The 19,244-nt window shown below is 50.3% G+C and carries 27 protein-coding genes; 19 read left to right on the plus strand and 8 right to left on the minus strand.

Annotated elements, in window-relative coordinates:
* Positions 1-4 precede the first annotated feature (4 nt).
* The 4 genes from SOM40_RS08715 to SOM40_RS08730 form a co-directional block, all read right to left on the minus strand.
* Complete coding sequence (locus tag SOM40_RS08715) at positions 5-2,590, minus strand: 3'-5' exonuclease (protein ID WP_262673231.1); 2,586 nt, start codon at positions 2,588-2,590, stop codon at positions 5-7.
* Between the two features lie 137 nt (positions 2,591-2,727).
* Positions 2,728-3,069, minus strand: coding sequence for an Rrf2 family transcriptional regulator (locus SOM40_RS08720; protein ID WP_181247213.1), 342 nt, complete (start codon positions 3,067-3,069; stop codon positions 2,728-2,730).
* A 44-nt stretch (positions 3,070-3,113) separates the two neighbouring features.
* Complete coding sequence (locus SOM40_RS08725) at positions 3,114-3,296, minus strand: DUF1482 family protein (RefSeq protein ID WP_166182175.1); 183 nt, start codon at positions 3,294-3,296, stop codon at positions 3,114-3,116.
* Positions 3,293-3,415 (minus strand): hypothetical protein, encoded by a 123-nt coding sequence (locus tag SOM40_RS08730; protein WP_255474660.1) that lies wholly within the window; start codon positions 3,413-3,415, stop codon positions 3,293-3,295. The genes SOM40_RS08725 and SOM40_RS08730 overlap by 4 nt, the downstream gene beginning before the upstream one ends.
* Positions 3,416-3,506: 91 nt before the next feature.
* Here SOM40_RS08730 and SOM40_RS08735 point away from each other — a divergent pair, with 91 nt between their 5' ends.
* Positions 3,507-3,698, plus strand: a complete 192-nt coding sequence (locus tag SOM40_RS08735) for a hypothetical protein (protein ID WP_146145500.1) — start codon at positions 3,507-3,509, stop codon at positions 3,696-3,698.
* Positions 3,699-4,170: 472 nt separating this feature from the next.
* On the opposite strand, the gene SOM40_RS08740 is transcribed toward SOM40_RS08735, so the two are convergent.
* Positions 4,171-4,575, minus strand: coding sequence for a helix-turn-helix domain-containing protein (locus tag SOM40_RS08740; protein WP_032617649.1), 405 nt, complete (start codon positions 4,573-4,575; stop codon positions 4,171-4,173).
* Positions 4,576-4,697: 122 nt separating this feature from the next.
* Here SOM40_RS08740 and SOM40_RS08745 point away from each other — a divergent pair, with 122 nt between their 5' ends.
* Genes SOM40_RS08745 through SOM40_RS08770 form a run of 6 tightly spaced genes read left to right on the plus strand, consistent with a single transcriptional unit; the run spans position 4,698 to position 7,684 of the window.
* Positions 4,698-4,928 carry a transcriptional regulator gene (locus SOM40_RS08745; protein WP_166182176.1) on the plus strand — a complete coding sequence of 77 codons (231 nt, stop codon included), beginning with the start codon at positions 4,698-4,700 and terminating at the stop codon, positions 4,926-4,928.
* Between the two features lie 2 nt (positions 4,929-4,930).
* Positions 4,931-5,485, plus strand: a complete 555-nt coding sequence (locus SOM40_RS08750) for a toxin YdaT family protein (RefSeq protein WP_106992781.1) — start codon at positions 4,931-4,933, stop codon at positions 5,483-5,485.
* A gap of 50 nt (positions 5,486-5,535) precedes the next feature.
* Positions 5,536-6,528 carry a DnaT-like ssDNA-binding domain-containing protein gene (locus SOM40_RS08755; protein ID WP_320457051.1) on the plus strand — a complete coding sequence of 331 codons (993 nt, stop codon included), beginning with the start codon at positions 5,536-5,538 and terminating at the stop codon, positions 6,526-6,528.
* Entirely contained in the window at positions 6,440-6,985 is a 546-nt protein-coding gene (locus SOM40_RS08760; protein ID WP_241261874.1) for a replication protein P, read from the plus strand. The genes SOM40_RS08755 and SOM40_RS08760 overlap by 89 nt, the downstream gene beginning before the upstream one ends.
* A 15-nt stretch (positions 6,986-7,000) precedes the next feature.
* On the plus strand, positions 7,001-7,420 hold the full coding sequence (locus tag SOM40_RS08765; protein WP_106992782.1) for a PerC family transcriptional regulator: 420 nt from the start codon (positions 7,001-7,003) through the stop codon (positions 7,418-7,420).
* 3 nt (positions 7,421-7,423) lie between these two features.
* Complete coding sequence (locus tag SOM40_RS08770) at positions 7,424-7,684, plus strand: DUF977 family protein (RefSeq protein ID WP_106992783.1); 261 nt, start codon at positions 7,424-7,426, stop codon at positions 7,682-7,684.
* 239 nt (positions 7,685-7,923) lie between these two features.
* Here the strand turns inward: SOM40_RS08770 and SOM40_RS08775 are convergent, their stop codons facing one another.
* From SOM40_RS08775 to SOM40_RS08785, 3 genes are all read right to left on the minus strand, one after another.
* Entirely contained in the window at positions 7,924-9,042 is a 1,119-nt protein-coding gene (locus SOM40_RS08775; RefSeq protein WP_320457050.1) for an NADH-dependent flavin oxidoreductase, read from the minus strand.
* Between the two features lie 12 nt (positions 9,043-9,054).
* Positions 9,055-10,113, minus strand: coding sequence for an alpha/beta hydrolase (locus tag SOM40_RS08780; protein ID WP_242389632.1), 1,059 nt, complete (start codon positions 10,111-10,113; stop codon positions 9,055-9,057).
* A gap of 192 nt (positions 10,114-10,305) precedes the next feature.
* The gene (locus SOM40_RS08785) at positions 10,306-11,196 is read right to left on the minus strand and encodes a LysR family transcriptional regulator (protein WP_049079938.1); all 891 of its coding nucleotides are present in this window, start codon (positions 11,194-11,196) and stop codon (positions 10,306-10,308) included.
* A 360-nt stretch (positions 11,197-11,556) separates the two neighbouring features.
* Between SOM40_RS08785 and SOM40_RS08790 the strand changes: the two genes are divergently transcribed.
* The 12 genes from SOM40_RS08790 (at position 11,557) to SOM40_RS08845 (ending at position 19,153) form a co-directional block, all read left to right on the plus strand.
* On the plus strand, positions 11,557-11,757 hold the full coding sequence (locus SOM40_RS08790; protein ID WP_106992785.1) for a DinI-like family protein: 201 nt from the start codon (positions 11,557-11,559) through the stop codon (positions 11,755-11,757).
* Positions 11,758-11,831: 74 nt separating this feature from the next.
* The gene (locus SOM40_RS08795; protein WP_072010775.1) at positions 11,832-12,077 is read left to right on the plus strand and encodes a hypothetical protein; all 246 of its coding nucleotides are present in this window, start codon (positions 11,832-11,834) and stop codon (positions 12,075-12,077) included.
* Between the two features lie 130 nt (positions 12,078-12,207).
* Positions 12,208-12,414, plus strand: a complete 207-nt coding sequence (locus SOM40_RS08800) for a hypothetical protein (RefSeq protein ID WP_032651386.1) — start codon at positions 12,208-12,210, stop codon at positions 12,412-12,414.
* The gene (locus SOM40_RS08805; protein ID WP_261642829.1) at positions 12,411-12,767 is read left to right on the plus strand and encodes a RusA family crossover junction endodeoxyribonuclease; all 357 of its coding nucleotides are present in this window, start codon (positions 12,411-12,413) and stop codon (positions 12,765-12,767) included. Before SOM40_RS08800 ends, SOM40_RS08805 begins: the two co-directional genes overlap by 4 nt.
* Positions 12,767-13,783 (plus strand): DUF968 domain-containing protein, encoded by a 1,017-nt coding sequence (locus SOM40_RS08810; protein WP_106992786.1) that lies wholly within the window; start codon positions 12,767-12,769, stop codon positions 13,781-13,783. The genes SOM40_RS08805 and SOM40_RS08810 overlap by 1 nt, the downstream gene beginning before the upstream one ends.
* 13 nt (positions 13,784-13,796) lie before the next feature.
* The gene (locus tag SOM40_RS08815; protein ID WP_106992787.1) at positions 13,797-14,411 is read left to right on the plus strand and encodes a hypothetical protein; all 615 of its coding nucleotides are present in this window, start codon (positions 13,797-13,799) and stop codon (positions 14,409-14,411) included.
* A gap of 947 nt (positions 14,412-15,358) precedes the next feature.
* The gene (locus SOM40_RS08820) at positions 15,359-15,550 is read left to right on the plus strand and encodes a hypothetical protein (RefSeq protein ID WP_106992788.1); all 192 of its coding nucleotides are present in this window, start codon (positions 15,359-15,361) and stop codon (positions 15,548-15,550) included.
* Between the two features lie 492 nt (positions 15,551-16,042).
* Positions 16,043-16,273 (plus strand): class II holin family protein, encoded by a 231-nt coding sequence (locus SOM40_RS08825; protein ID WP_166182177.1) that lies wholly within the window; start codon positions 16,043-16,045, stop codon positions 16,271-16,273.
* A gap of 6 nt (positions 16,274-16,279) precedes the next feature.
* Complete coding sequence (locus SOM40_RS08830) at positions 16,280-16,777, plus strand: lysozyme (RefSeq protein ID WP_320529774.1); 498 nt, start codon at positions 16,280-16,282, stop codon at positions 16,775-16,777.
* On the plus strand, positions 16,767-17,222 hold the full coding sequence (locus SOM40_RS08835; RefSeq protein ID WP_106992790.1) for a lysis protein: 456 nt from the start codon (positions 16,767-16,769) through the stop codon (positions 17,220-17,222). The genes SOM40_RS08830 and SOM40_RS08835 overlap by 11 nt, the downstream gene beginning before the upstream one ends.
* A 1,089-nt stretch (positions 17,223-18,311) precedes the next feature.
* Positions 18,312-18,539 carry a hypothetical protein gene (locus tag SOM40_RS08840; protein WP_166182178.1) on the plus strand — a complete coding sequence of 76 codons (228 nt, stop codon included), beginning with the start codon at positions 18,312-18,314 and terminating at the stop codon, positions 18,537-18,539.
* Positions 18,540-18,979: 440 nt separating this feature from the next.
* Positions 18,980-19,153 (plus strand): GnsA/GnsB family addiction module toxin, encoded by a 174-nt coding sequence (locus SOM40_RS08845; RefSeq protein ID WP_166182179.1) that lies wholly within the window; start codon positions 18,980-18,982, stop codon positions 19,151-19,153.
* Positions 19,154-19,244 lie beyond the last annotated feature (91 nt).

A 19,244-nucleotide genomic window follows, 5' to 3' on the forward strand; every position in this document is an offset into this window, starting at 1 on the left:
GAAATCAGATTGCTGTCAGGCGCTGCCAGATAGCTGATACGTATTTGACCTGGTGGCGGGCGTCGGCCAGGGCATTATGCTGATCGCCTTCAAAAGGGATGTCGTAGCGCGAGTTCAGCCCAACAGCTTTGCCCAGTTCGACAACAGTACGAACATCCCGATAGTTCCAGTGCGGGATCGGGAAGGGCGTGTCGGCCAGTTCGAAAGCTGCTTCCAGAAGTGGGCAATCGAAAGAGCTACCATTCCCCCAGAGCTGCACATTCTTCGAGTCGTTAGCCGCGTTTTCAGCAATGAAGTCGAGGAATTGCTCCAACGCTTCCACCAGGCCGACCGTATCATCCACCACGATTGCAGATCGTGCTTCCGGCGATTGCTTCAACCACCAGAGGATGGTGCTGGCATCTGGCCTGGCCCCGAATGACATCGACGATTCCAGGCTAATCACCTGATAGTATTCAGCACCGGTTTTCCCGCTGGCCGGGTCAAAGAATACTGCCCCCACAGAAACGAGCGGCGCGCCCGGTTTTTTACCCATTGTCTCGAGATCCACCATCAGGTGCGTGAACATGGTTTCCGATTTTGAGGTATCTGCCCCCAGTGCCTCCAGTTCCTCTTTCAGGCCCCCCTCCATTACCGCATAGGTTGCATCGCCAGCCACGGCACCACAGTCAGGGCAACCGCCGCCACCTTCGGTACCACAGCCAGTGCAGATGGTTCCCGCTACGGCATCTGTTTGCGCAGCAGCTGCATCAGCGCCTTCGTCTGGTGAAACCGCATCACTATTTTCTCCTTCCGCCGGGTTAGTCTCTTCCATCTGCACATCGCTGGTGGTCTCCTCATTAACCGGTGAACGGTCATCATTTTCTGTTTGTTTTTCGTTCATCAGGCCTTCGATGGAGAACATGCCGCCGCCGAGGTTCGCGACCTGCGGCTGACTGGCTAACTCTGCTTTTTCCGCTTCAATCTTCTCGTTAATTTCTTTTTCCCAGCTAACCTCTGGGGTGTGGCGAGCCGCCGCCAGCACTTCCGCTGTAGGATTCTCGTGGTCGGTTTCGGTCAGGTTTGCGTGGATGTGTCCGCGAATATGCTTAGGCTCGAAATGAATCCCTTTAAAAGCGCTACGGATCAGCGCAAAAATTGCAGCGCGGGAGTAATCCAGAATACCGGGCGTTGCGCGCAAAGCTTCAGACCATTCTTTAAACGGACTGTCATTCGCAGCGACGATAGCCTTCGCCTGGCGGAAAACATCACTTGGAATGTCGTAAATATTGAAATCTGCTGACAGCGTTGCCAACGCAATCTCAGTATCGAGCCCGTCAAAGTCGGGTTTGTAGTTAGGGTTGCGATCGGTTTTTCCGCCGCCGCCCGGCTGTGCTGCTGGCACCTCAGGTTCAGCAGCTGGCGCAGGCAGCGGCAGCAACTCAGTTGCAGCATTGAATTCAGCTGTCATCGTCTGGTTAACGAACTCCAGATGCGCAACCGGGTTCAGGTGGATATCCTCCGGCGCGATGCGCACCAGGTTGAAGATCGCCGCGCGGTTCACTGCCAGAACGCCAGGCTGGTTGCGCAGGATCTTGCTCCACGATTTCCACGGCTCTTCTTTGTTCGCGATAATCTCTTTGGCGCGGCGCGCAATGCTGCCCGGGATTTCACGATGGTTGAAGTCCATCGGCAGCAGGGCGCAGGCGATTTCCAGATCAAGGGTGTCCAGGGTATGTTGTGTGTCAGCGCCGCGGTCGGTTACGTATCCACCATCAGCATTGGTCCCTGAGTCAGTGCGCTGCACGAGGTTAATGCGATTGCCGGCGGCCCACTCTCGCGTCAGGATCCCGCGGTCAATGTGTCCGGTGTTGAACCACGCTTTGAAGAACTGGATGACGACAGACAGCTCTGTGCGTTTTCCATCAACTGGGAAGATGGTTTTCAGAGCACTGACCACTTTCCAGATGTCGGGCTCATGTGCTTTCTTGAAGCCCTCAACATTTTCGGCGGCCAGAATAAGGTTCTGCACGTAGCTGTTATCCACATCCAGCTCAAGCTCCAGTATGGCCTTCTTCTGCTCTTCGTCGACGTGGTAGAGATACTGTTTGTCCGCGATGAACTGCGCCAGAAGACGCTGACGGAAAGGCAGGGTGGCGACGGTCGTCAATACCGGAAGTTTGCGCTCGCGGAACTCTCTTACCGCATCACAAACCGTTTCGGTACCATCTGCATCAACAATGCTTTCGCCAGTTTCGATATCCACGCTATCGACGATAGTGGTGTCGGTACCCTCAACAACTTTTCCGTCTGGATGAGGTTGCTGCGCAGTGCCGGCAATCACATTCCAGGTTCGCTGGTCGTCAGCCAGTTCGTAGCATTTGCACCAGGTGTAATCAATCACGCCTTCTTCAGGTAGATCGTTAACAACAGGCATGTCGGTACGAACAGGCTTGGCGTAGTCCTTACCGCGGCCAGTTTCGATACCTACATCTTCCAGCGCGACGTCCAGCTGCAGCGCAGCGCGTGACGCCGTATTGGCACTGAACCAGATAACACCGTCAGGTTTGCCGGATTTCTGAGTCGCCTTAATATGATAAAAAAATTCCATGGTGGAGCCTCGTTTGGGTGTAAGATACCCAACAGCTAATGAGCGCTGCTTAGGTAGTGGTCATTGGTCAAAACTCGATTCCGGAAAGCTTTGGTCGGCTGACCGGGTACTGAACCCGCCTTGCGCGGGTTTTGTGCTTATTGGGCGCTGGGCTTGTTCGCCAGCTGAGAGATAAGCACTCCGTCAAGTGCAACAAGAACCGGGTCGAACGTGGTATTCGACGGGATCTTGCTGACTGCGCGGATGACTGCTGAAACTGAGATATCACCTTCACGAAGGCTATATCCGCCGCCCGGTCCTCTGTGTGAGGTGACCAGCTTGCCGCTGCGCAGCCGCTTAAAAATTTGCTCCAGGTAGGAAACTGAGAGCTTCGATTCTTTACTCAGTGTGGCGAGGGGTACTGGCTTGCCGCAGTAGATTCTTTCCAGAACCGCAACAGCCTGTACAGATGCCATCACTCGTTTCATTCCAAATTCCATAATGGATCCCTTCAGGGCCAGTCAGGCCATTGGTCAAAACTCGATTAAAAATGTAACGCTGGCTGTTGGTCGTCAGCCGGTTTGTACGGGTAACACTGTCCTTTAACGTGCTGCTCTGCGGCAGCTGCTTCACAAACCGCCTCGGTCTTATAAACCCCGAGCATGATGTCTGAGCATTCCCCGGTGAGGGCGCAGACGTTAACGATTAAGGCGAAAAGCGAGTTCATGCGTTGAGCTCTGGATTGCCTTTTTGCGCCATGAAGTAGCAGAACTTGCGGATCAGGACTTCAACAATGTTGAGGCGAATAGCCTGCTGTTTAACGGGATTACGTGCGTAGTCGATCATGGTTATCTCCTGTTTAATTTTGCCTGTCGTATCGCGGCCCTAACTTCAGTGCTATTGTGGTAATTCCCATACTGTAACGAGGGAATTAACTGTGGAAAAAGAAGAGAAGGTCTTGTATTTAACTCGCCTAGCGGTTGATACATATAACTCCTACCGTTCTGCTCAAATCTCATCCGGTCGAAATCTTTCAGACCAACACGATCCTGTTGAAGAGATTGAAAAACTCTATGTAAAATTCGAAGTCTTTCTTAACCAGAAGCTCGCAGAAGACGAATGGAAATAGGGTTATATGCTTTCCAGCCAGACCCATTTCTCCAGAGTGAGCCTTTGCAATGTGCATAAAGCTCACTCTTTCTGATGTCCATGTAATCCACAATTTTTACTCCTATATCAGCCTGTAACGCTGGCAAGCGGAACGGTACTATCTGCTGCGCATTGTTTGTATGTGCTTTGCTGGCGCCCCAGCTGCGGTGGTCAGTCGCTTCTCCGCCTGAAAAACTCGATAAACTCAGCAAATAGCTGGTTCACCGCAAAGCACATTCTCTGGTCATCTCATCCGGTGTTTCATATGCCGCCGGCAGCTACTACGTGGGCGTCCTGCCTGGATGACTGAATTTGTGAAATCAGACTACAAATAAATTTGTCATCAGTCAAACTGATTATGACATATTTTATTTCAATGATTGTTTTAGAAGGGGTTTTAGGTTGGCGGGATACAAAAAAAACGCCGCTAAAAGCGGCGTTTTTGTTCTGTCTTAGTCTTTGTTCGGCGTCGGTTCTATTTTTCTTTTGCTCAAGAACTCTGCCATAAACCTATCGAGCTCTTCGAGGCGATCACTAGCCAACTGAACGAAGCGTGTTTGCTCTACCTCTGGAAGCTGATCAAACACCTCTAACAAAGCAGCCTGCTTTTCAGTTAACACAGTTTTGCTAGCTGTAGTGGCCTTAAGTTGAGCCTCTTCTTCATCAGTCATAAAAAACCAATATAGTGGTTTTCCAAGGGCTTGAGGGAATAATGCAAGCTTTTCCTTGCGAGGAAAGTTACCTGTATTACACCAGTTACTGACTGTTTGAGAATTGACGCCAACTCTTCTGCCTAACTCAGATTGAGATATGCCAGCTTCCTCAAGAGCTCTTAATAGTCGTTCTTCGAAGTTCATATTCGGATCCAAATTAAACCTATCAGCAAGCATACAAAGTTTCTTTTCAGTTGTGATTGATTAAGTTTCTTGACATTGACAAATTATTTATCAATCATGTGATTCCTAAACTAGGAGGAACCATGAACGAAGCCATTCAACAAAAAATAATTTCTTTGTGTGGAAGTCAGTCTGAACTAGCTCGCCGCCTGGGTAAGAACTCGCAGACAGTATCAGTCTGGTTTCGCACACAAGTTGCCAGCACTGAAGTTCTTAATGCCTGCAGGGCTCTGGACTGGCAGGTAACTCCGCACGAGTTGCGCCCTGATCTGTATCCAAACCCCACCGATGGTTTACCTCAAAAGGATGCCTGACCATGCACTCGGTAACTTTTCAACATATTAACCAGCAGAATGCCGCTCCGCTGAAATCGAAAAATCATTATGAACCTCGCCGCAGAGACAACTTACGACGCCAGTCTATCTTGGCAGCTGTTCGTGAATGGGAGCTCACTCTTCCCGGGCAGGCGCAGGACGTTATTACGCAGCTGGTGGCCGAACAGTGGGCCCGGGAGGGTGGCAGAGGGATAACAGTGAACAAGCAGAACCTCTATCGCTACCTGAAAAACGAAACCAACTCCAGCAAGTACACGGCTCACGTCATGCAGCTCGCAAACGCGATCGGTTTGGCAATGCCCATTGAGATCGCCAGAAAGCATGGCCTTCGACAGGGTAAAACCGATATTGAGCTGGTGGCCGATGCAATAAAAGAGACCGGCGAGCATCACCAGGCAAAGTTGCTGGGCCTGCCGAACGCGAAGCAAGCGAAGGAGGGTTTTGAAAACCTACTTGCCAACGCTGCATTGTTACCCGGAGAGCTTGCCGGCGTGATGATCGCCCACCTTCAGGCCCTGGCTCCACTTTTTACGTAATCGAGTTTTGACCAATGACCACCAGCTCGGCTGGTAATACGAGGATTTAGATGGCCCGTATCAGAACAGTGAAACCTGAATACTGGACAGATGAAAAGGTGGTGGAGTGTTCAATTCCAGCACGCTTACTGTTCATCGGGTTGTTCAATTTCGCTAATGACCTGGGCTGCCTGGAACGATCACCAAAGCGCATCAAGATGCAGATATTCCCGGCAGACAGTATCGACTGTGAGCCGCTCATCTGTGAGCTGATCACTCATGGATTACTCATTGAGTATTCAGTGAGTGGTAGCGATTACCTGTGCATTAAGGGCTTTTCCAAGCATCAGAAAATTAATCGTCCTTCAGCCACAAAAATACCCTCGCCACTCTCACTCGCTGAGGCCGAAGTGAAAAACGAGGGTGGAATCAGTGAGGGCTCAGTGAGCCCTCATGGAGTTATCAATGATGGCTCACTGACGGATACGGATACGGATACGGAAGGGAAAGGAATAAACCCCTCTCTTAGCGAGCGCGAAGCAAAAAGTCCGGTTCAGCCTCATCAGGACGAACCTCAAAAGTCGAGATATCTCGAAGGGCTGGATGAGCCGATCGGTAAGTTCACCATGACCAGCGCATGGCTGCCATCCAGAGATTTTCGCCAGCGCGCGGCGATGTGGGGAATAGCTTTGCCTGACCCTGATTACCTTGCCACAGAGCTCGCTGAGTTCGCGTCGTACTGGGAGTCAGAGGGGAAGGTATTCACCCAGGTTCAGTGGGAGCAAAAATTCGCACGGCACATCGTGCTGGTGAGATCGAAAAAACAACCTGAAACCGGAGGTAAGGACAATGCAGGAGTTAGGGGAGAGCCTACAGCATCCAGGGCTGTTCAGCAGATTCAGTCAGCCCACGCAGAGTGGAGACGTCGCAATGGACTTGATGGCAACGGAAACGGCATGGCGCCTGTGGCAGGTCATGGGGGAAATATTCTCGAACCGGTGGACGCAGAAGAATGGGGCGGAGCCGTCGGCGCTCTGGATCGCCCAGATAGGTTCGATGACTGAAAAGCAAATCAAGCTGGTCTGCCAGCAGTGCATGGAACGTTGTGCCGCTGGAAACACATGGCCGCCTGATCTCGCTGAGTTTGTATCGCTCGTTTCAGAGAGCGGCGCCAACCACTTCGGCCTGACGTCCGACAGTGTAATGGGTGAGTATCGCCGCTGGCGTAACGAGTCCTACCGGTACTCAGGTAGCGATAAGTATCCGTGGCCGCAGCCGGTGCTGTACCACATCTGCATTGAAATGCGCAGAACGGGCGTGGAGCGCCAGATGACAGAGGGGGAACTGAAAAAACTGGCAGAGAAGCTGTTAACAAAATGGAGCAAGCACGTCAGTAACGGCCTTTCGGTACCGCCGATACGTCGCCAGCTTGCAGCACCGCAACACCCGGCAGGGCCAACTCCGGCGCAGCTGCTGATGGAAGAGTACAAACGCCGAAAGGCGGCAGGTTTAACCAACTAAATCGAGTGATGACCAATGACCAAACCATTAACCCAGAAAGACCAGGTGGCGATTTTCGTTCGCTACCAGCCGAACTGTGCTGTCGGCGACGTTTCCGAAGCGCTGGATATGTCAGGTGCAACAGCAGGCAAGCTGCTGCGCGAACTGAGTGATGATGGGGTGATAACACGCTCACGTAACAGCGTCCAGTACACCTATGCGGCGGTGCCGCATGCTGATATCCCGGATGTAATCCTTCCATGCATGGAGGAGAAAAGCGACCCGATCAAGATGCAGGCTGCTGAGCAGAAGGCAAAAGCGCTGGAAGAAAAAGGACTGTGGCGCCGCGCTGCAGCGGTTTATTCGGACATGTTCGGCATTGCCTGCAGCTCTGTGGAGGTTGCCTGGATCGCCAAACGCCGTAAAGAGTGCCTGCGCCAGGCGGGGAGGGCCTGACTGATGCCAAGACCAAAAACACACAGGGAACGCACCCTGTTCATCAGCTGGATTATCGAGATGGTGAAAAAGCATGGCCACGCTACGACCAATGATGTCGTCGCCATGTTCGGCCTGCACCGTACTACTGCCGAGAAATACATTCGGGCTGCCGTGAAGCAGGGCCATCTTATCCGCCACGGACGCTGCGGCGTCTTCCGCGACCAGCGGGCAGTTATTGACTTTGACATGGAGCGTTACACCAATCGTATGACGGCGAAATGAAACTAAAGATTGAGAATTAACTATCACCAAGCCGCCCGGAAAGGATTTTTAGGGCGGCTATAAGCGAAAAGCGGATGTTATGCCTGAAATAATGTTCCTTTAGTGTGAAGAGGATTTAAAGGAATAAGATAAAATTTACATGGCCGTCACCCAGTTAATCCCGAAATCCGGCCATGTAAGAACTTTCCAGGTTATGAAGGTAAGTTGATTCTAATTGTCATATTACGGTTAGGCCGTATTTAACGGATGTTAAACCAGCCAGTCGTTTCCTCAATTACGCGCCAGAGTTTCTGGGGTATAGCAAGTTGCTCTACGTCTGATGCAGCAATACTGAGAGCAATTTTTCCTTCAGCTTTGCCATCAACGAATTTAACCCAGTCTGGGTTCATAACCATACCCTGACCTACTGCCGTCAAAGATACCCCTGCTTTTACAGCATCCTCGGCCTGTTCTGGCGTTCGCAACTGCCCGGCAACAATCAGAGGTATACGTCCAGCAAGGTGATTGCGCACGATTTCGATGACTTTGGAGCCATTCGGTGCATCAACTGGTTTGGCTTCAAGTGCATTACCGAGTGATACATGAAGATAATCAATACCCTCATCGACCAGGCGGTCAACCAGCTGAAGCGACTCATCAATGCGCAACCCATCTTCGTAATGCTCATCCAGTGAAATGCGGTATCCCATCAGGAAGGGATCGGTTGCATGCTCAGCAATCGTTTTACGCACACTCTCAATGACGCTGAGCGGGAAACGCATACGGTTTTTAAGGGAGCCGCCCCATTGATCTTCTCTACGGTTGGAATGAGGTGAGAAAAAGTTCTGAAGTAAAAAACCATGAGCACCATGTAACTCAACACCATCAAATCCTGCTTCTATTGCACGACGAGTTGCTTCCCCGAAATCCTGAATAACAGTTTCGACTTCAGTGCATGTCAGTTCACGAGGGGTAACGGACGGTGCGAAAGGACCGGCGTCACCGGGAATAGCGCTTGCAGCTACAATATCCGAAACCAGTTTAGGGCTGGTTTTCACACCTGCATGGAATATTTGTAAGATTGCCGGTGCTCCACCGCTTTTAGCAGCAATAGCAAGGCGCTTTAAACCGGGAATAAATTTGTCGTCATACGCAGCAAACTCTCCCGTAAACCCAATGCCGTTTTCCTGAACATGTGTACAGCCAGTAATGACCAGCCCGATGTCCTGAACGCGTCGACGATAATATGCTTCTTCCTCATAAGATACCGTGCCGTCATCATTACCCGACCAGGTCGTCATCGGGGCCATCACAATACGGTTGCGCAGCGTCACACCTTTTCCAAGTGGAAATCTTTCAAGTAGTGGAGTTTGTTTCATGGAAAGTCATACCTATGCGAGATTTTTCTTGAAGAAAGGAGCCAGCTTACTCGCTGCAACCGTTGCACCCTGACCATCATAGAGGTCCATATGTGTTGCACCCGGAATGATATGCAGCGTTTTTTGGACAGAGGCCGAAGTGTTGTGTAATTCCTGGCTGTGCCAGAGCGATCCTGCTTTACTACCGGCTACAATCAGTAGTGGTTGTGTTAAATAGACATCAGCCCCTTCAAATCCGGTGAAAGACGCCAGCGTACTGATACTTGTCATCAGCATTTGATTGGTAGAAGTCGGATATTTTCCGCGTTCGGTCAGATAGTAGTCCGCAGCTTCCTGAAGATCTTTTGGTGCACTGGTATCACCCAATTTGGGTACATAGTTGACATAAACCGGTGCGCCGCCCGCTGCTTCTGCTGTACGCTGTTTAGCAACAGCATCCAGAGTCGAAATGAGTTCAGATTCAGATGTTGTTCCCTCCCAGCCTTTACGGGTCGCCGCTCCGACATCCACGGCACTGACTGTTGCCAGCGCTTTGATTCGACGTTCCGTCATTGACGCTTTAACCGTGATACCACTACCTGCACAAACACCTAATGCGCCAATGCGATTATTATCGACATAAGGGAGAGTCGTCAGGTAATCGACTGCGCTATAGAAATCGACAACGCGTTTCATGGGATCATCGATAAAGCGCGGTAATCCGCCACTGGCCCCCTGATGGGAGGCATCAAACGCCAGAGTGACAAATCCTTCTTTAGCCAGTTTTAGGGCATAAAGGCCAGCAGTCTGTTCCTTAACGCCACCACCTGGGTGGACAACGACAATAGCAGCGTATTGACGGTTTTCGCTGAAATCCGGAGGGACGTAGACGTTTCCGGACATCATTATTTCATTGTTCCGGAACAGGACGCTGCTGACTGTGACGCCATCTACGTGTGTCGTGGTGCCAGATGTACGAGGGGTAGGTGAGAGCAGGGCTGAAGCATGACCCGCCATCAGTAATCCTGCTGAGGCCACTGAACTCGTCAGGATAAAATTACGGCGACTTAACCCACCTGTTTTTTTACTCATTGCAAGACTCCTTCATATACATGATGGCGGCCCTGGCCGCTGAAAGAACATGGATTGTTTCAGCGGCCATCTTAATCTCTTTAGTATTGAGAAATTAGATGCTTAATTTCGCATGGGCTTAGAAGGAGGTTTTATTAATAGGGTTATAAGTAACTGAGTTCGATATGGACCAGGAAAAACAGTGCTCAAAGGTTATGGGGCACGGAGTGCTTCGAGCACAAGTGCAAATGCCGGAGAATGTTGTAGACGGCTGGGATAGTAAAGATGATAGGGAGGGCGCGGTGGACACCAGTCAGTAAGAACCTGGACTAACATCCCGTTTTCAAGGTAGTTCTCCACGGAATCTAGCGGCAGATAAGCAAGTCCCAGCCCATCTAGAGCGGCCTGCCTCATCATATTTATTGTGCTGAAAGTCGCTCGTCCATCAATACGGACCTTAATTTCCGTCTCATCCTTACGAAACTCCCAGGTATAGAATCCGCCATGAGTGGGCAGGCGTAATCTGATACAGCTATGATCTTTTAAATCACGAGGCGTTACCGGATGGTTTTTTCGCTTGAAATAAGAGGGCGCTGCGACCACTGCAAAACGGAAATCCTTGGCAAGAGGCAGGGAAACCATATCCATATCGACCTGTTCGCCCAACCGAACGCCAGCATCATAACGTTCAGCGACAATATCTTTAAGTCCGTACTCGCTGATAATTTCAATGTTGATATCGGGATACTCAAGCATCACCGGGGCGAGTTTAGGCCAGAGAATTGTATCGGCTGCATGTTCAACGGCAGTAATACGCACAGTACCGGCTGGTTTTTCTCGCAATCCGCTCAGCGCAGCTATCTCACTTTCAATTTCGTCAAAATGGGGTCCTATACGGGAAAGTAGCCGCTCGCCAGCTTCAGTCACAGAAACGCTACGCGTGGTACGGGTAAGAAGACGAAGACCAAGGTCAGCTTCTAGAGTCCTCACCGTGTAGCTCAGCGCCGACTGTGAGACACCTAACTGAGCGGCCGCTTTAGTGAAGCTTTTTTCTCGGGCCACGGCGATAAAAGCTTGATAATCGTTCACATTTTTACGGCGCATTTATTGACCAGGTCCTTTTGGATTAATATTTCTTTCTTATAAAATAATTCCTGGGGTGGAGGTTTGTCTATTGGTAACGATCCGACGTTCCTCATCCATGACAAATATCCATTAGCACTCACTAATGCTCAACTTCCGCTTTTGGCACAAAACGGAAGTTACTCTTCCCTTGTAAGCGGGACTCTGTTGGGGCGTATTGAACTTTACAGACTTAAACGAGCGCTTTGCACACAGTGCGGCAAGCGGGCTTATGCTCTCATTTTTCATAATTCTTATCGGCATTTTGTGTGCCTAAAGCATTGATCAAAACGGCCCATAGGTATACTGTATATTCATACAGTTAATGCAGCGGAGGCTATTATGAGAGTTGAGTTAAGCATTGATAGAACTAAAGAACTTCCTAAGGGCGCTGTCCCGGCTCTGGAAAAAGAACTGTTAACACGACTGCAGGATCAGGTAGGCGATTGCACCCTGGTTATACGACGAACAGGCTCAGATGGGTTAAGTGTTCTGGGCGGTGAAAAGGACGCGAAGAAGAAGGTAGAAAAGATCTTCCAGTAGACCTGGGAAAGCGCTGACGACTGGTTTTATTAATTCAGCATGTAATTAGTTTCCTGGGTGGAAGGGGAGGTTTGGTGAAACAAAAAGAAGAATTTCCAAAAAAGGGTTATGCAGTCATCAGATGTCACGATGGGGTTATCGTTGCACGACTGCACTCATTTCCTGAATGTGACCGTGCGCTGATGTACAGGCGAGGTGATGTGGTGTCGTTTACGCCGCTTCTGGATGATGAGATTGTAGGGTCGCCAACTCTCTTTACGCAGATGCTGGAGCGGGCAGGTTACCGTGTTTCGCTTAATTCTGTTAAACTCCCGTCATAGGCCTGAACAACCTATACCTGCTGCGCCACTGGAGAGATACCATGGCGCAAAAACCTTCCAAACAAGCACTTAAACTGGTTCCTTTCGGAATCAGCGATTTCTTTTTGCCTGCGCACTTACTGGTGACGGCATGAAGAAAACTAGCTTCATTCACACCCAGCTCACGACGAAAGAAGTGGACGAGCTCGAGGCCCGCTATCGCGCTAATGACGTGCGGACTGTGCGCAGCCTTGATTTCGATCTCATCCACTGGACGCTCACCGCTTATCTGCCCGAGGCAAACAGAGCCCCGCGTCAGGATAAGACCTTCCAGCAAAAGCTCTGGAGGGAAGCGTGAAGACATACAACATTACCCCGATGGGTAAGCCCAGAATGACCAGGTCCGATAAGTGGAAAAAGCGGCCGGAAGTTCTCCGGTACCGTGCGTTCTGCGATCACGTTCGGCTGCTGGGCGTTGAACTACCGGAAGCAGGCGCGCACATTACGTTTATCCTCCCGATGCCACCGAGCTGGAGCAAGAAGAAGCGCCAGGAGATGGCGGGGAAACCCCATCAGCAGAAGCCCGACAAAGATAACCTGGAGAAAGCCCTGATGGATGCCATCTATGCCGATGACGCCCACATCTGGGATTCTCGCGTCACGAAGCGCTGGGGCGAAGAAGGGCAGATTATCATCGGGGATATCGACTAATGCGCGCATTGCTGAAACCGGTCATTGCCCGAGAACTTGGCGTAGTGCTGCTGAAACCCGGCAGCGAACTGATGCCTATGTTCATTTCAGGGCGCGTGCTGGTGGAGAGCCAGCCTGCCAGTATGGCCAGCTTTGAGACCGGGCGGGTGCCTGATCTTCGCCAGCCGCTTGCGGCCAACCCGGCGCTGCGTCCGTTCTTCCTCCACGGAAAGGTGATCACCGCTGCTGGTGGGCTGGCTGGCCTGGAATACTGGTTGCTGCGCCACGGCGGCGGCACATGCCAGTACCAGCACAGCGACTACCACTATCACGAACTGACTACCATGCGGCATGAGCCCGGCGCAATTCTTCTTTGTGGCCACTGCGACAACCAGCTGCGCGAACAATTCACCGAGCGCCTGGCGGAGCTGGCGCGTCAGAACGTCATCGACTGGGTGCTGGACACTACCCGGTCGGCGCTGGCGATCGATAAGACCCGCGAGATATCCCTGCCTGAGTTGTGCTGGTGGGCTGTTCGTGTCGGCGTCACTGATGCGCTGCCAGAATCAGTTGCCCGCGAAGCTTTACGCCTGACAGCTGTGAAAGAGACTTACCGTGAGAGCGAGATCGTACCGGCGGTACCGGCCACCAGCATCATCGCCGACAAGGCCCGCGCGCTACCTGAAGTTCGAGCCATTAAGCCAGTAGTGAGCGTACTTGTGGATCCCGAATCCCCTCAGACCCTGATGAAGCGGCCAAAGCGGACCCGCTGGGACAAACCCAAATATCTGGCATGGGTTAAGACGCAGCCCTGCGAGTGCTGCGGCAGACCGTCAGATGATCCACACCATCTAATCGGCTGGGGCCAGGGTGGCATGGGAACGAAGGCGCACGACAGTCTCGTGATCCCCCTGTGCCGCCAGCACCATACCGAACTACATGACGATCCGGTGAAATTCGAGCGTAAGCACGGTACTCAGCCGGAAATGATAATCAGAGTGCTGGACCGGGCATTTGCGCTCGGCGTTCTGGCTTAAGGAGCAGTACAGGATGACACCACGTCAACGCCGCATTCATATCGAAGGTCTGGGTAAAGCAGCTGCTGCACCGAGAAAAAGTTACCTCGGGAAGTTCACGCCTCTTAAGAGTGTTCAGTCTGCATGGATCAAATCCTTGCTGACGGTCTGGGGCGAATGCGTCGGCGGTAAAACCCGCGCGCAATACCGTCTGGAGAATTTCAGCCAGTTCTGGTCTGAGGTTAAGCAATCGGAGTGGTCGGACACTCAGCTGTCGCGCATCACTGAGGCGCTGGGTCAGGCGAGGGAAGAGGGGTTCCGTGGCGTTCAGGCAGCGCTGCGTGCCCGGTCCATTCTGTGGCCGGTGACCCTGTCAGCGCTGATCGAAGAGAGCGAGCGCCGCGATGATGCTGACTTTATCGAGCAGATCATGCTGAACACCTTCGACCTGCACGACCCGGTGTATCTGGTTGGCCGGCAGTTCTATACCACCCGCAAGAAGATGTCCGACATCACGCGGGAGTTGCAGCACGTGGCCCCCTGGCTCACTGACGGCGAAGCGCGTAAGCGCGTGCGGTGGTGCCTTGAAATCTTCCAGGCAAAGGTGTTTCTGACCGTGTGCCGGCAGATGAAAACGGAGCAAAACTGAGAGGCCTCTTAAAAAATATTTCAATTTATGTTGAAAACGGGCCAGAAAGATGAATAATTCATTCATGCTTGGCAGAGCTGCGCCACGATGGCAGCGTCGAAAAGCTCTTATCAAACAAATTACGAAACCTCGCTCCGGCGGGGTTTTTTTATTATTAATAAATAGCAAATGATATGTATCTTTAAAGATGCAAGCCACGTACAGTGCGCGGGTGGTGAATCCCCCTCAGCGGTGGGGCGGCTAGGCAAAACGAGTCGGGTTTGAAGAACGCGGTTCTGTGGTCTAGCGCAGGGTCACCGGGAGGCACCCGGCACCACAACCTCAGTATCATCTATATCTAAGGCTGCCGATTGGCGGCCTTTTTGTTTTACATGATTCTGGACTGCTTAACACCGCTGGCCTTTTTCTTTTTCATACTGAGTAAATAAAGTTAGCTTTGTTGAAGAAAGGCGATTAGGCTGCGCCTGTGGTGAATCCCCCTATGCGGTGGGGCGACTAGACTTGGAGGTGAATGACGCGATTCTGTGATCTAGCATAGAGTCACCGGGAGGCACCCGGCACTACAGTCCAATTACCACAGATTTCTAAGGCTGCCGATTGGCGGCCTTTTTGTTTTATATGACTTTAGCCAGCACAGCACCGCTGGTCTTTTTGGTTATACTGAATAAATACACAGATAAAAATAGCTTTATGGCAGGAAGAGGACTAGGCTGTGCCTGTGATGAATCCCCCTATGCGGCGGGGCGACTAGACATGGCAAGTGAGTAGCGCGATTCTGCGGTCTGGCGCAGCGTCACCGGGAGGCACCCGGCATCACACTCAATAATGAGCTTCTTTGCACGGTTCTGATATAGGCTTTGCCGCCCACATCCCGCATGGATTCCGGTTAACATATCAGATACTGTCGTCTTGATAAGTTCTGTCAGAGCTTGAAGAGGGCGATCATTATGGAACCAGGTTTTTACTGGATACAGTACGGCGGCAGGGTTCAGATTGCTTATTACACTGACGTCGAAATTGAAGACCCTGAAATAGGCAGAATCATTACAGGTATCTGGCATCTCACACAGGGCGATGATATTTGTGATGACGGAGAGGCTGAAATTTTAGCAGGACCGTTAAGGCCACCACATATTTGAAATAAACACCGGTGCGCTTCAATATATGGTATAGACTTTTAAGCGGTGAATCCCCCTGTGCGGTGGGGCAATCCAGTTGAAATATATGTAAGTGTGCTTGCGGCTCGTATAACTGGTAACGAGTCACCGGGAGGCACCCGGCACCTGTCTTAGTATCAATACCTGGGTTTAATATTGCCTGCTTGCAAAAGCAGGCTTTTTTATATGCGCTTCGTTAGTAGTGCTATTATTTAATCGTGAACCAAGCCATAGCCATTAACCTTATATCCTGACCGGTCAGTAACGCTGCTCGACACAGCTGCAATACGGATGGTGGCTAGGCAACATGCCTACCTACTTAGATTTAAACTCAGTTGGGCCCGCTGAAAACGCGGGCCTTTTTTATCTTAGTCTCCCGGAACCGAGCATTCACTTTGTCGGTAATTCATTCGGAGAGCCTGATCCCTTACCAAATAGCACCCGCATCCCAGCGAGGTGAGAGAAATGTCCCGTATGAGCAAACTTGTCACCGGAGTCGCCCTTGGCACCTCAGGAGGAACCATCCTGAACGGCGTCCTCACAAAACTGAGCCCTGACGAATGGAGCGCCATCGGCGTACTGGCTGGCATTGCCGGGATAATCATTACCGGGCTCATTAACTGGTACTTCAAACGTAAAGTTGCAAATGCGCAGGTAAAGGCGCTGGAGAAGTACGGACCTGCTGTCAAAGTCGGAGATGATTAGATGCCAATGACCAGTAGCCTGCGTAACAAACTCATCGCCGCTGCTGGTGGCGGTGTAATGCTTATCGCCTCGCTGTTTCTCGGTGGGCAGGATGGCGTAGAAGGGCGTAAGTACGAAGCGTATAAAGACGTCGTCGGGGTGTGGACTGTCTGCGATGGCCATACTGGACGGGATATCGTGAGAGGGAAGAAATATACCGATCGCGAATGTGACAGCCTGCTATGGAAAGACCTCCAGCCAGCCAAGCGTACGGTAGACAATCTGGTTAAGGCCCCGCTGGGCGAGTATCAGCGCGCCGCGCTCTACAGCTTCGTCTTTAACGTTGGCTCTGACGCGTTCTCGAAGTCAACGCTGCTGCGCAAGCTGAACAAAGGTGATCACGACGGAGCGTGCGAAGAAATGCGTCGCTGGGTTTACGCTGGTGGTATGAAGTGGAAAGGTCTTCAGAACCGACGAGAGATGGAGCGATCCATGTGCCTGGCGGAGAGCAGCAATGACCTTTGACTGGAAGCCTTTGCTTTTACTGGTTGTTATAATGGTATTCGGTGGGCTTGCGTTCTGGTTCTTCGGCAAAGCTGAAGATGAGCGTCAGCGCGCCGACACTGCCGAACACAACCTGAAGCTTGCGAAAGACACAATAAGTGATCTGCAGAAGCGCCAGCGCGACGTTGCAGCTCTTGATGCGAAATACACGAAGGAACTGGCAGATGCCCGGGAAAATATTGATCAGCTTCAACGCGATGTTGCTACTGGTAAGCGCCGGTTGCAACTCTACGCAACCTGTCCCGCGGACGGAGCGTCCTCAACCAGCAGCCTGGGCGATGCTTCCGGCCCCCGACTTACAGGCTCCGCTGAGCGGAATTATTTCACCCTCAGGGAGCGAATAGCCACTGTAACAAAGCAGGTAGATTACCTGCAGGAATTTATTATTACACAGTGCCTGAAGTAGCTGCTTGAAACTATATCCCATATGAAGTTCACAAAAGAAAACCCTTATAAGCAGGAAATTCGGTCTGCTTATAAGGGCATGCAAATGCATATCGTTACTTTATTACCATAATTATTTCGCTGGAATATCTTTATAGGAATAGTCCTGGAAGAGAAGGTGCTTCATACCCCGACAGGTAAGTGGTAACATTAATCAATGCAAACGGATTAAAGTTCGTTTAAAAAAGAAAGGCTAAAATGTTAGCCGGTTACGCTAGTTAGGCGGGATACGACGCTAAAAACAAAAAAAAGCCCCGGTGTGGGGCAACTTTGAGTCAAACTATTTTTCTTCTTATGTGCTTCTTGCTTTCATAGCGCGGGGACAATAACACTTTCGTTAGAAATTGCAATTTATTTGCAACTTTTATCTATTCCGCTGACTTATGCCTTACTAGAAAGTATCCCCAGTAGCGGATAATAGGATCGATATGTCAGCCTAAGGTCAAACGAACAAAACACTCAAAGCGCTAGTTCGCAGCAGCTGTATGGCGGCAAACGCAGAGCAATGGCCTTCTAACGGTTCTCTCATTAGAGAGCCAGCTTAGCCTCTGGTAAAGGTTGATGAGAAAAGCATTACTGAGAGCGCCAATTCCGAGCTGGCTGTGCATGACCACAGAGCGAAGAATCCGCTAGGCGAGCGCGGCGAATGCATGAGTATGGTTGCCATTACAGAGCACACCTGATGATGAAAAACGATAAAGATTTTACGAGGGATTATGGTGTGAAACCAGTTGATTTCGCTGCTTTAGTAGGTTTATTGCGTTAATGTATGCTATAAGTCAACACATTCGACACCTTTTCTTTTTAAAGGATGCTTAACTTTTTTTTATGTATAGACTCAACTCACCACTCCTGAAATGGTTATGAGAAAGGTGTATTGCTTATTTATGAATCGTATTTCGCCTAGCGGCCCCGGAGTAATACGGGCTGGAATATAAGCAGTGCTAATTGAGATCATGTAGCAGCATGGTTTTTTTAAAAGTATCAGCGTTTCTTTGAAGACAAAATGACAATTGCCTGAAAACAGACGCATATGGATTGAGGCAAATCGATGAAAAAAGTTTTGGTTTTCTTCAACTCGCAACAGGTAGAAGTCATAAATGTGCTTAAACCAGTAACATCTATTATACGGAATTACCCAAATGGTGATGAAGTATCGTTAAAAGTAATGCTTACTGAAATACATTCATTAACAGGCGATCACATCGATATTTTTGTTGCTTCTGATCGGGAGCTGAACAAAGAAGAAGTAATAAGTGCAGTGAATAAATACCTTTGAACTGTACGTAAGCGGCATCAATGGTCATTTTCAGTTTATCGATAAGTGAGATGATTTTAGAATTCACAATTTAAAGATTATGGTGGATCCCCCTCAGCGGCGGGGCTAAGTAACCTGATGGCTCTTCTTCACTGGCGCTCATCGTGAAAGACTGAAGCAGCGAGTCACGGGTGGTTGACCCAAAGGCTCACCGGGAGGCACCCGGCACCATATGCCCAAAGCCCTTGTAGAAATACAGGGGCTTTTTATCGTCATCAACGTGAGCAGAACTAACTTAGTGGGGGGCTATGTCAAAGAATTTGAAAGCAAATTCTCTACGTATTCAGCGTATGCAATATTGATAGTCTATAATTTATATCCAGTTATGGGTAAGGACTGTTAATCAGAAATTGTCACCTTGCTTGAAAATGGAAACAGTAAATGAATCAGAAGAGGTAAAAATGAAAATTGAAGCGCTGACGCAAAAGGCAGAAGAAGACATTGCCGCTCTGATAGCCAAGAAAATTTCAGAACTACAAAAAAAAACTGGAAAAGAAATTACTGAAATTCAATTTGTTGCTCGCGAAACGATGACAGGCCTGGAAGGCTATGACGTAAAAATTAAACTTCTATAACCTCACCTTCTAAAGACAAGGTCGCAATAGCGGCCTTTTTTATTGTGCATCGTACGCGCATCAATGCAATTGATATTTATTATCGTTTGCG

The organism is Leclercia sp. CFBP8987 (assembly GCF_034044995.2).
GTDB lineage: Bacteria > Pseudomonadota > Gammaproteobacteria > Enterobacterales > Enterobacteriaceae > Enterobacter > Enterobacter tamurae.

Excerpts from the sequence above, each read along its gene's own strand:
- SOM40_RS08810 (WP_106992786.1), top strand. The coding sequence starts at position 12,767 with ATGCGCGCATTGCTGAAACCGGTCATTGCCCGAGAACTTGGCGTAGTG.
- SOM40_RS08830 (WP_320529774.1), top strand. The coding sequence starts at position 16,280 with ATGACCAGTAGCCTGCGTAACAAACTCATCGCCGCTGCTGGTGGCGGT.
- SOM40_RS08775 (WP_320457050.1), bottom strand. The coding sequence starts at position 9,042 with ATGAAACAAACTCCACTACTTGAAAGATTTCCACTTGGAAAAGGTGTG.
- SOM40_RS08770 (WP_106992783.1), top strand. The coding sequence starts at position 7,424 with ATGCCAAGACCAAAAACACACAGGGAACGCACCCTGTTCATCAGCTGG.
- SOM40_RS08765 (WP_106992782.1), top strand. The coding sequence starts at position 7,001 with ATGACCAAACCATTAACCCAGAAAGACCAGGTGGCGATTTTCGTTCGC.
- SOM40_RS08820 (WP_106992788.1), top strand. The coding sequence starts at position 15,359 with ATGGAACCAGGTTTTTACTGGATACAGTACGGCGGCAGGGTTCAGATT.
- SOM40_RS08800 (WP_032651386.1), top strand. The coding sequence starts at position 12,208 with ATGAAGAAAACTAGCTTCATTCACACCCAGCTCACGACGAAAGAAGTG.
- SOM40_RS08725 (WP_166182175.1), bottom strand. The coding sequence starts at position 3,296 with ATGAACTCGCTTTTCGCCTTAATCGTTAACGTCTGCGCCCTCACCGGG.
- SOM40_RS08815 (WP_106992787.1), top strand. The coding sequence starts at position 13,797 with ATGACACCACGTCAACGCCGCATTCATATCGAAGGTCTGGGTAAAGCA.
- SOM40_RS08755 (WP_320457051.1), top strand. The coding sequence starts at position 5,536 with ATGGCCCGTATCAGAACAGTGAAACCTGAATACTGGACAGATGAAAAG.
- SOM40_RS08715 (WP_262673231.1), bottom strand. The coding sequence starts at position 2,590 with ATGGAATTTTTTTATCATATTAAGGCGACTCAGAAATCCGGCAAACCT.
- SOM40_RS08780 (WP_242389632.1), bottom strand. The coding sequence starts at position 10,113 with ATGAGTAAAAAAACAGGTGGGTTAAGTCGCCGTAATTTTATCCTGACG.
- SOM40_RS08730 (WP_255474660.1), bottom strand. The coding sequence starts at position 3,415 with ATGATCGACTACGCACGTAATCCCGTTAAACAGCAGGCTATTCGCCTC.
- SOM40_RS08740 (WP_032617649.1), bottom strand. The coding sequence starts at position 4,575 with ATGAACTTCGAAGAACGACTATTAAGAGCTCTTGAGGAAGCTGGCATA.
- SOM40_RS08840 (WP_166182178.1), top strand. The coding sequence starts at position 18,312 with ATGAAAAAAGTTTTGGTTTTCTTCAACTCGCAACAGGTAGAAGTCATA.
- SOM40_RS08720 (WP_181247213.1), bottom strand. The coding sequence starts at position 3,069 with ATGGAATTTGGAATGAAACGAGTGATGGCATCTGTACAGGCTGTTGCG.
- SOM40_RS08760 (WP_241261874.1), top strand. The coding sequence starts at position 6,440 with ATGGGGGAAATATTCTCGAACCGGTGGACGCAGAAGAATGGGGCGGAG.
- SOM40_RS08790 (WP_106992785.1), top strand. The coding sequence starts at position 11,557 with ATGAGAGTTGAGTTAAGCATTGATAGAACTAAAGAACTTCCTAAGGGC.
- SOM40_RS08845 (WP_166182179.1), top strand. The coding sequence starts at position 18,980 with ATGAAAATTGAAGCGCTGACGCAAAAGGCAGAAGAAGACATTGCCGCT.
- SOM40_RS08825 (WP_166182177.1), top strand. The coding sequence starts at position 16,043 with ATGAGCAAACTTGTCACCGGAGTCGCCCTTGGCACCTCAGGAGGAACC.
- SOM40_RS08745 (WP_166182176.1), top strand. The coding sequence starts at position 4,698 with ATGAACGAAGCCATTCAACAAAAAATAATTTCTTTGTGTGGAAGTCAG.
- SOM40_RS08835 (WP_106992790.1), top strand. The coding sequence starts at position 16,767 with ATGACCTTTGACTGGAAGCCTTTGCTTTTACTGGTTGTTATAATGGTA.
- SOM40_RS08785 (WP_049079938.1), bottom strand. The coding sequence starts at position 11,196 with ATGCGCCGTAAAAATGTGAACGATTATCAAGCTTTTATCGCCGTGGCC.
- SOM40_RS08750 (WP_106992781.1), top strand. The coding sequence starts at position 4,931 with ATGCACTCGGTAACTTTTCAACATATTAACCAGCAGAATGCCGCTCCG.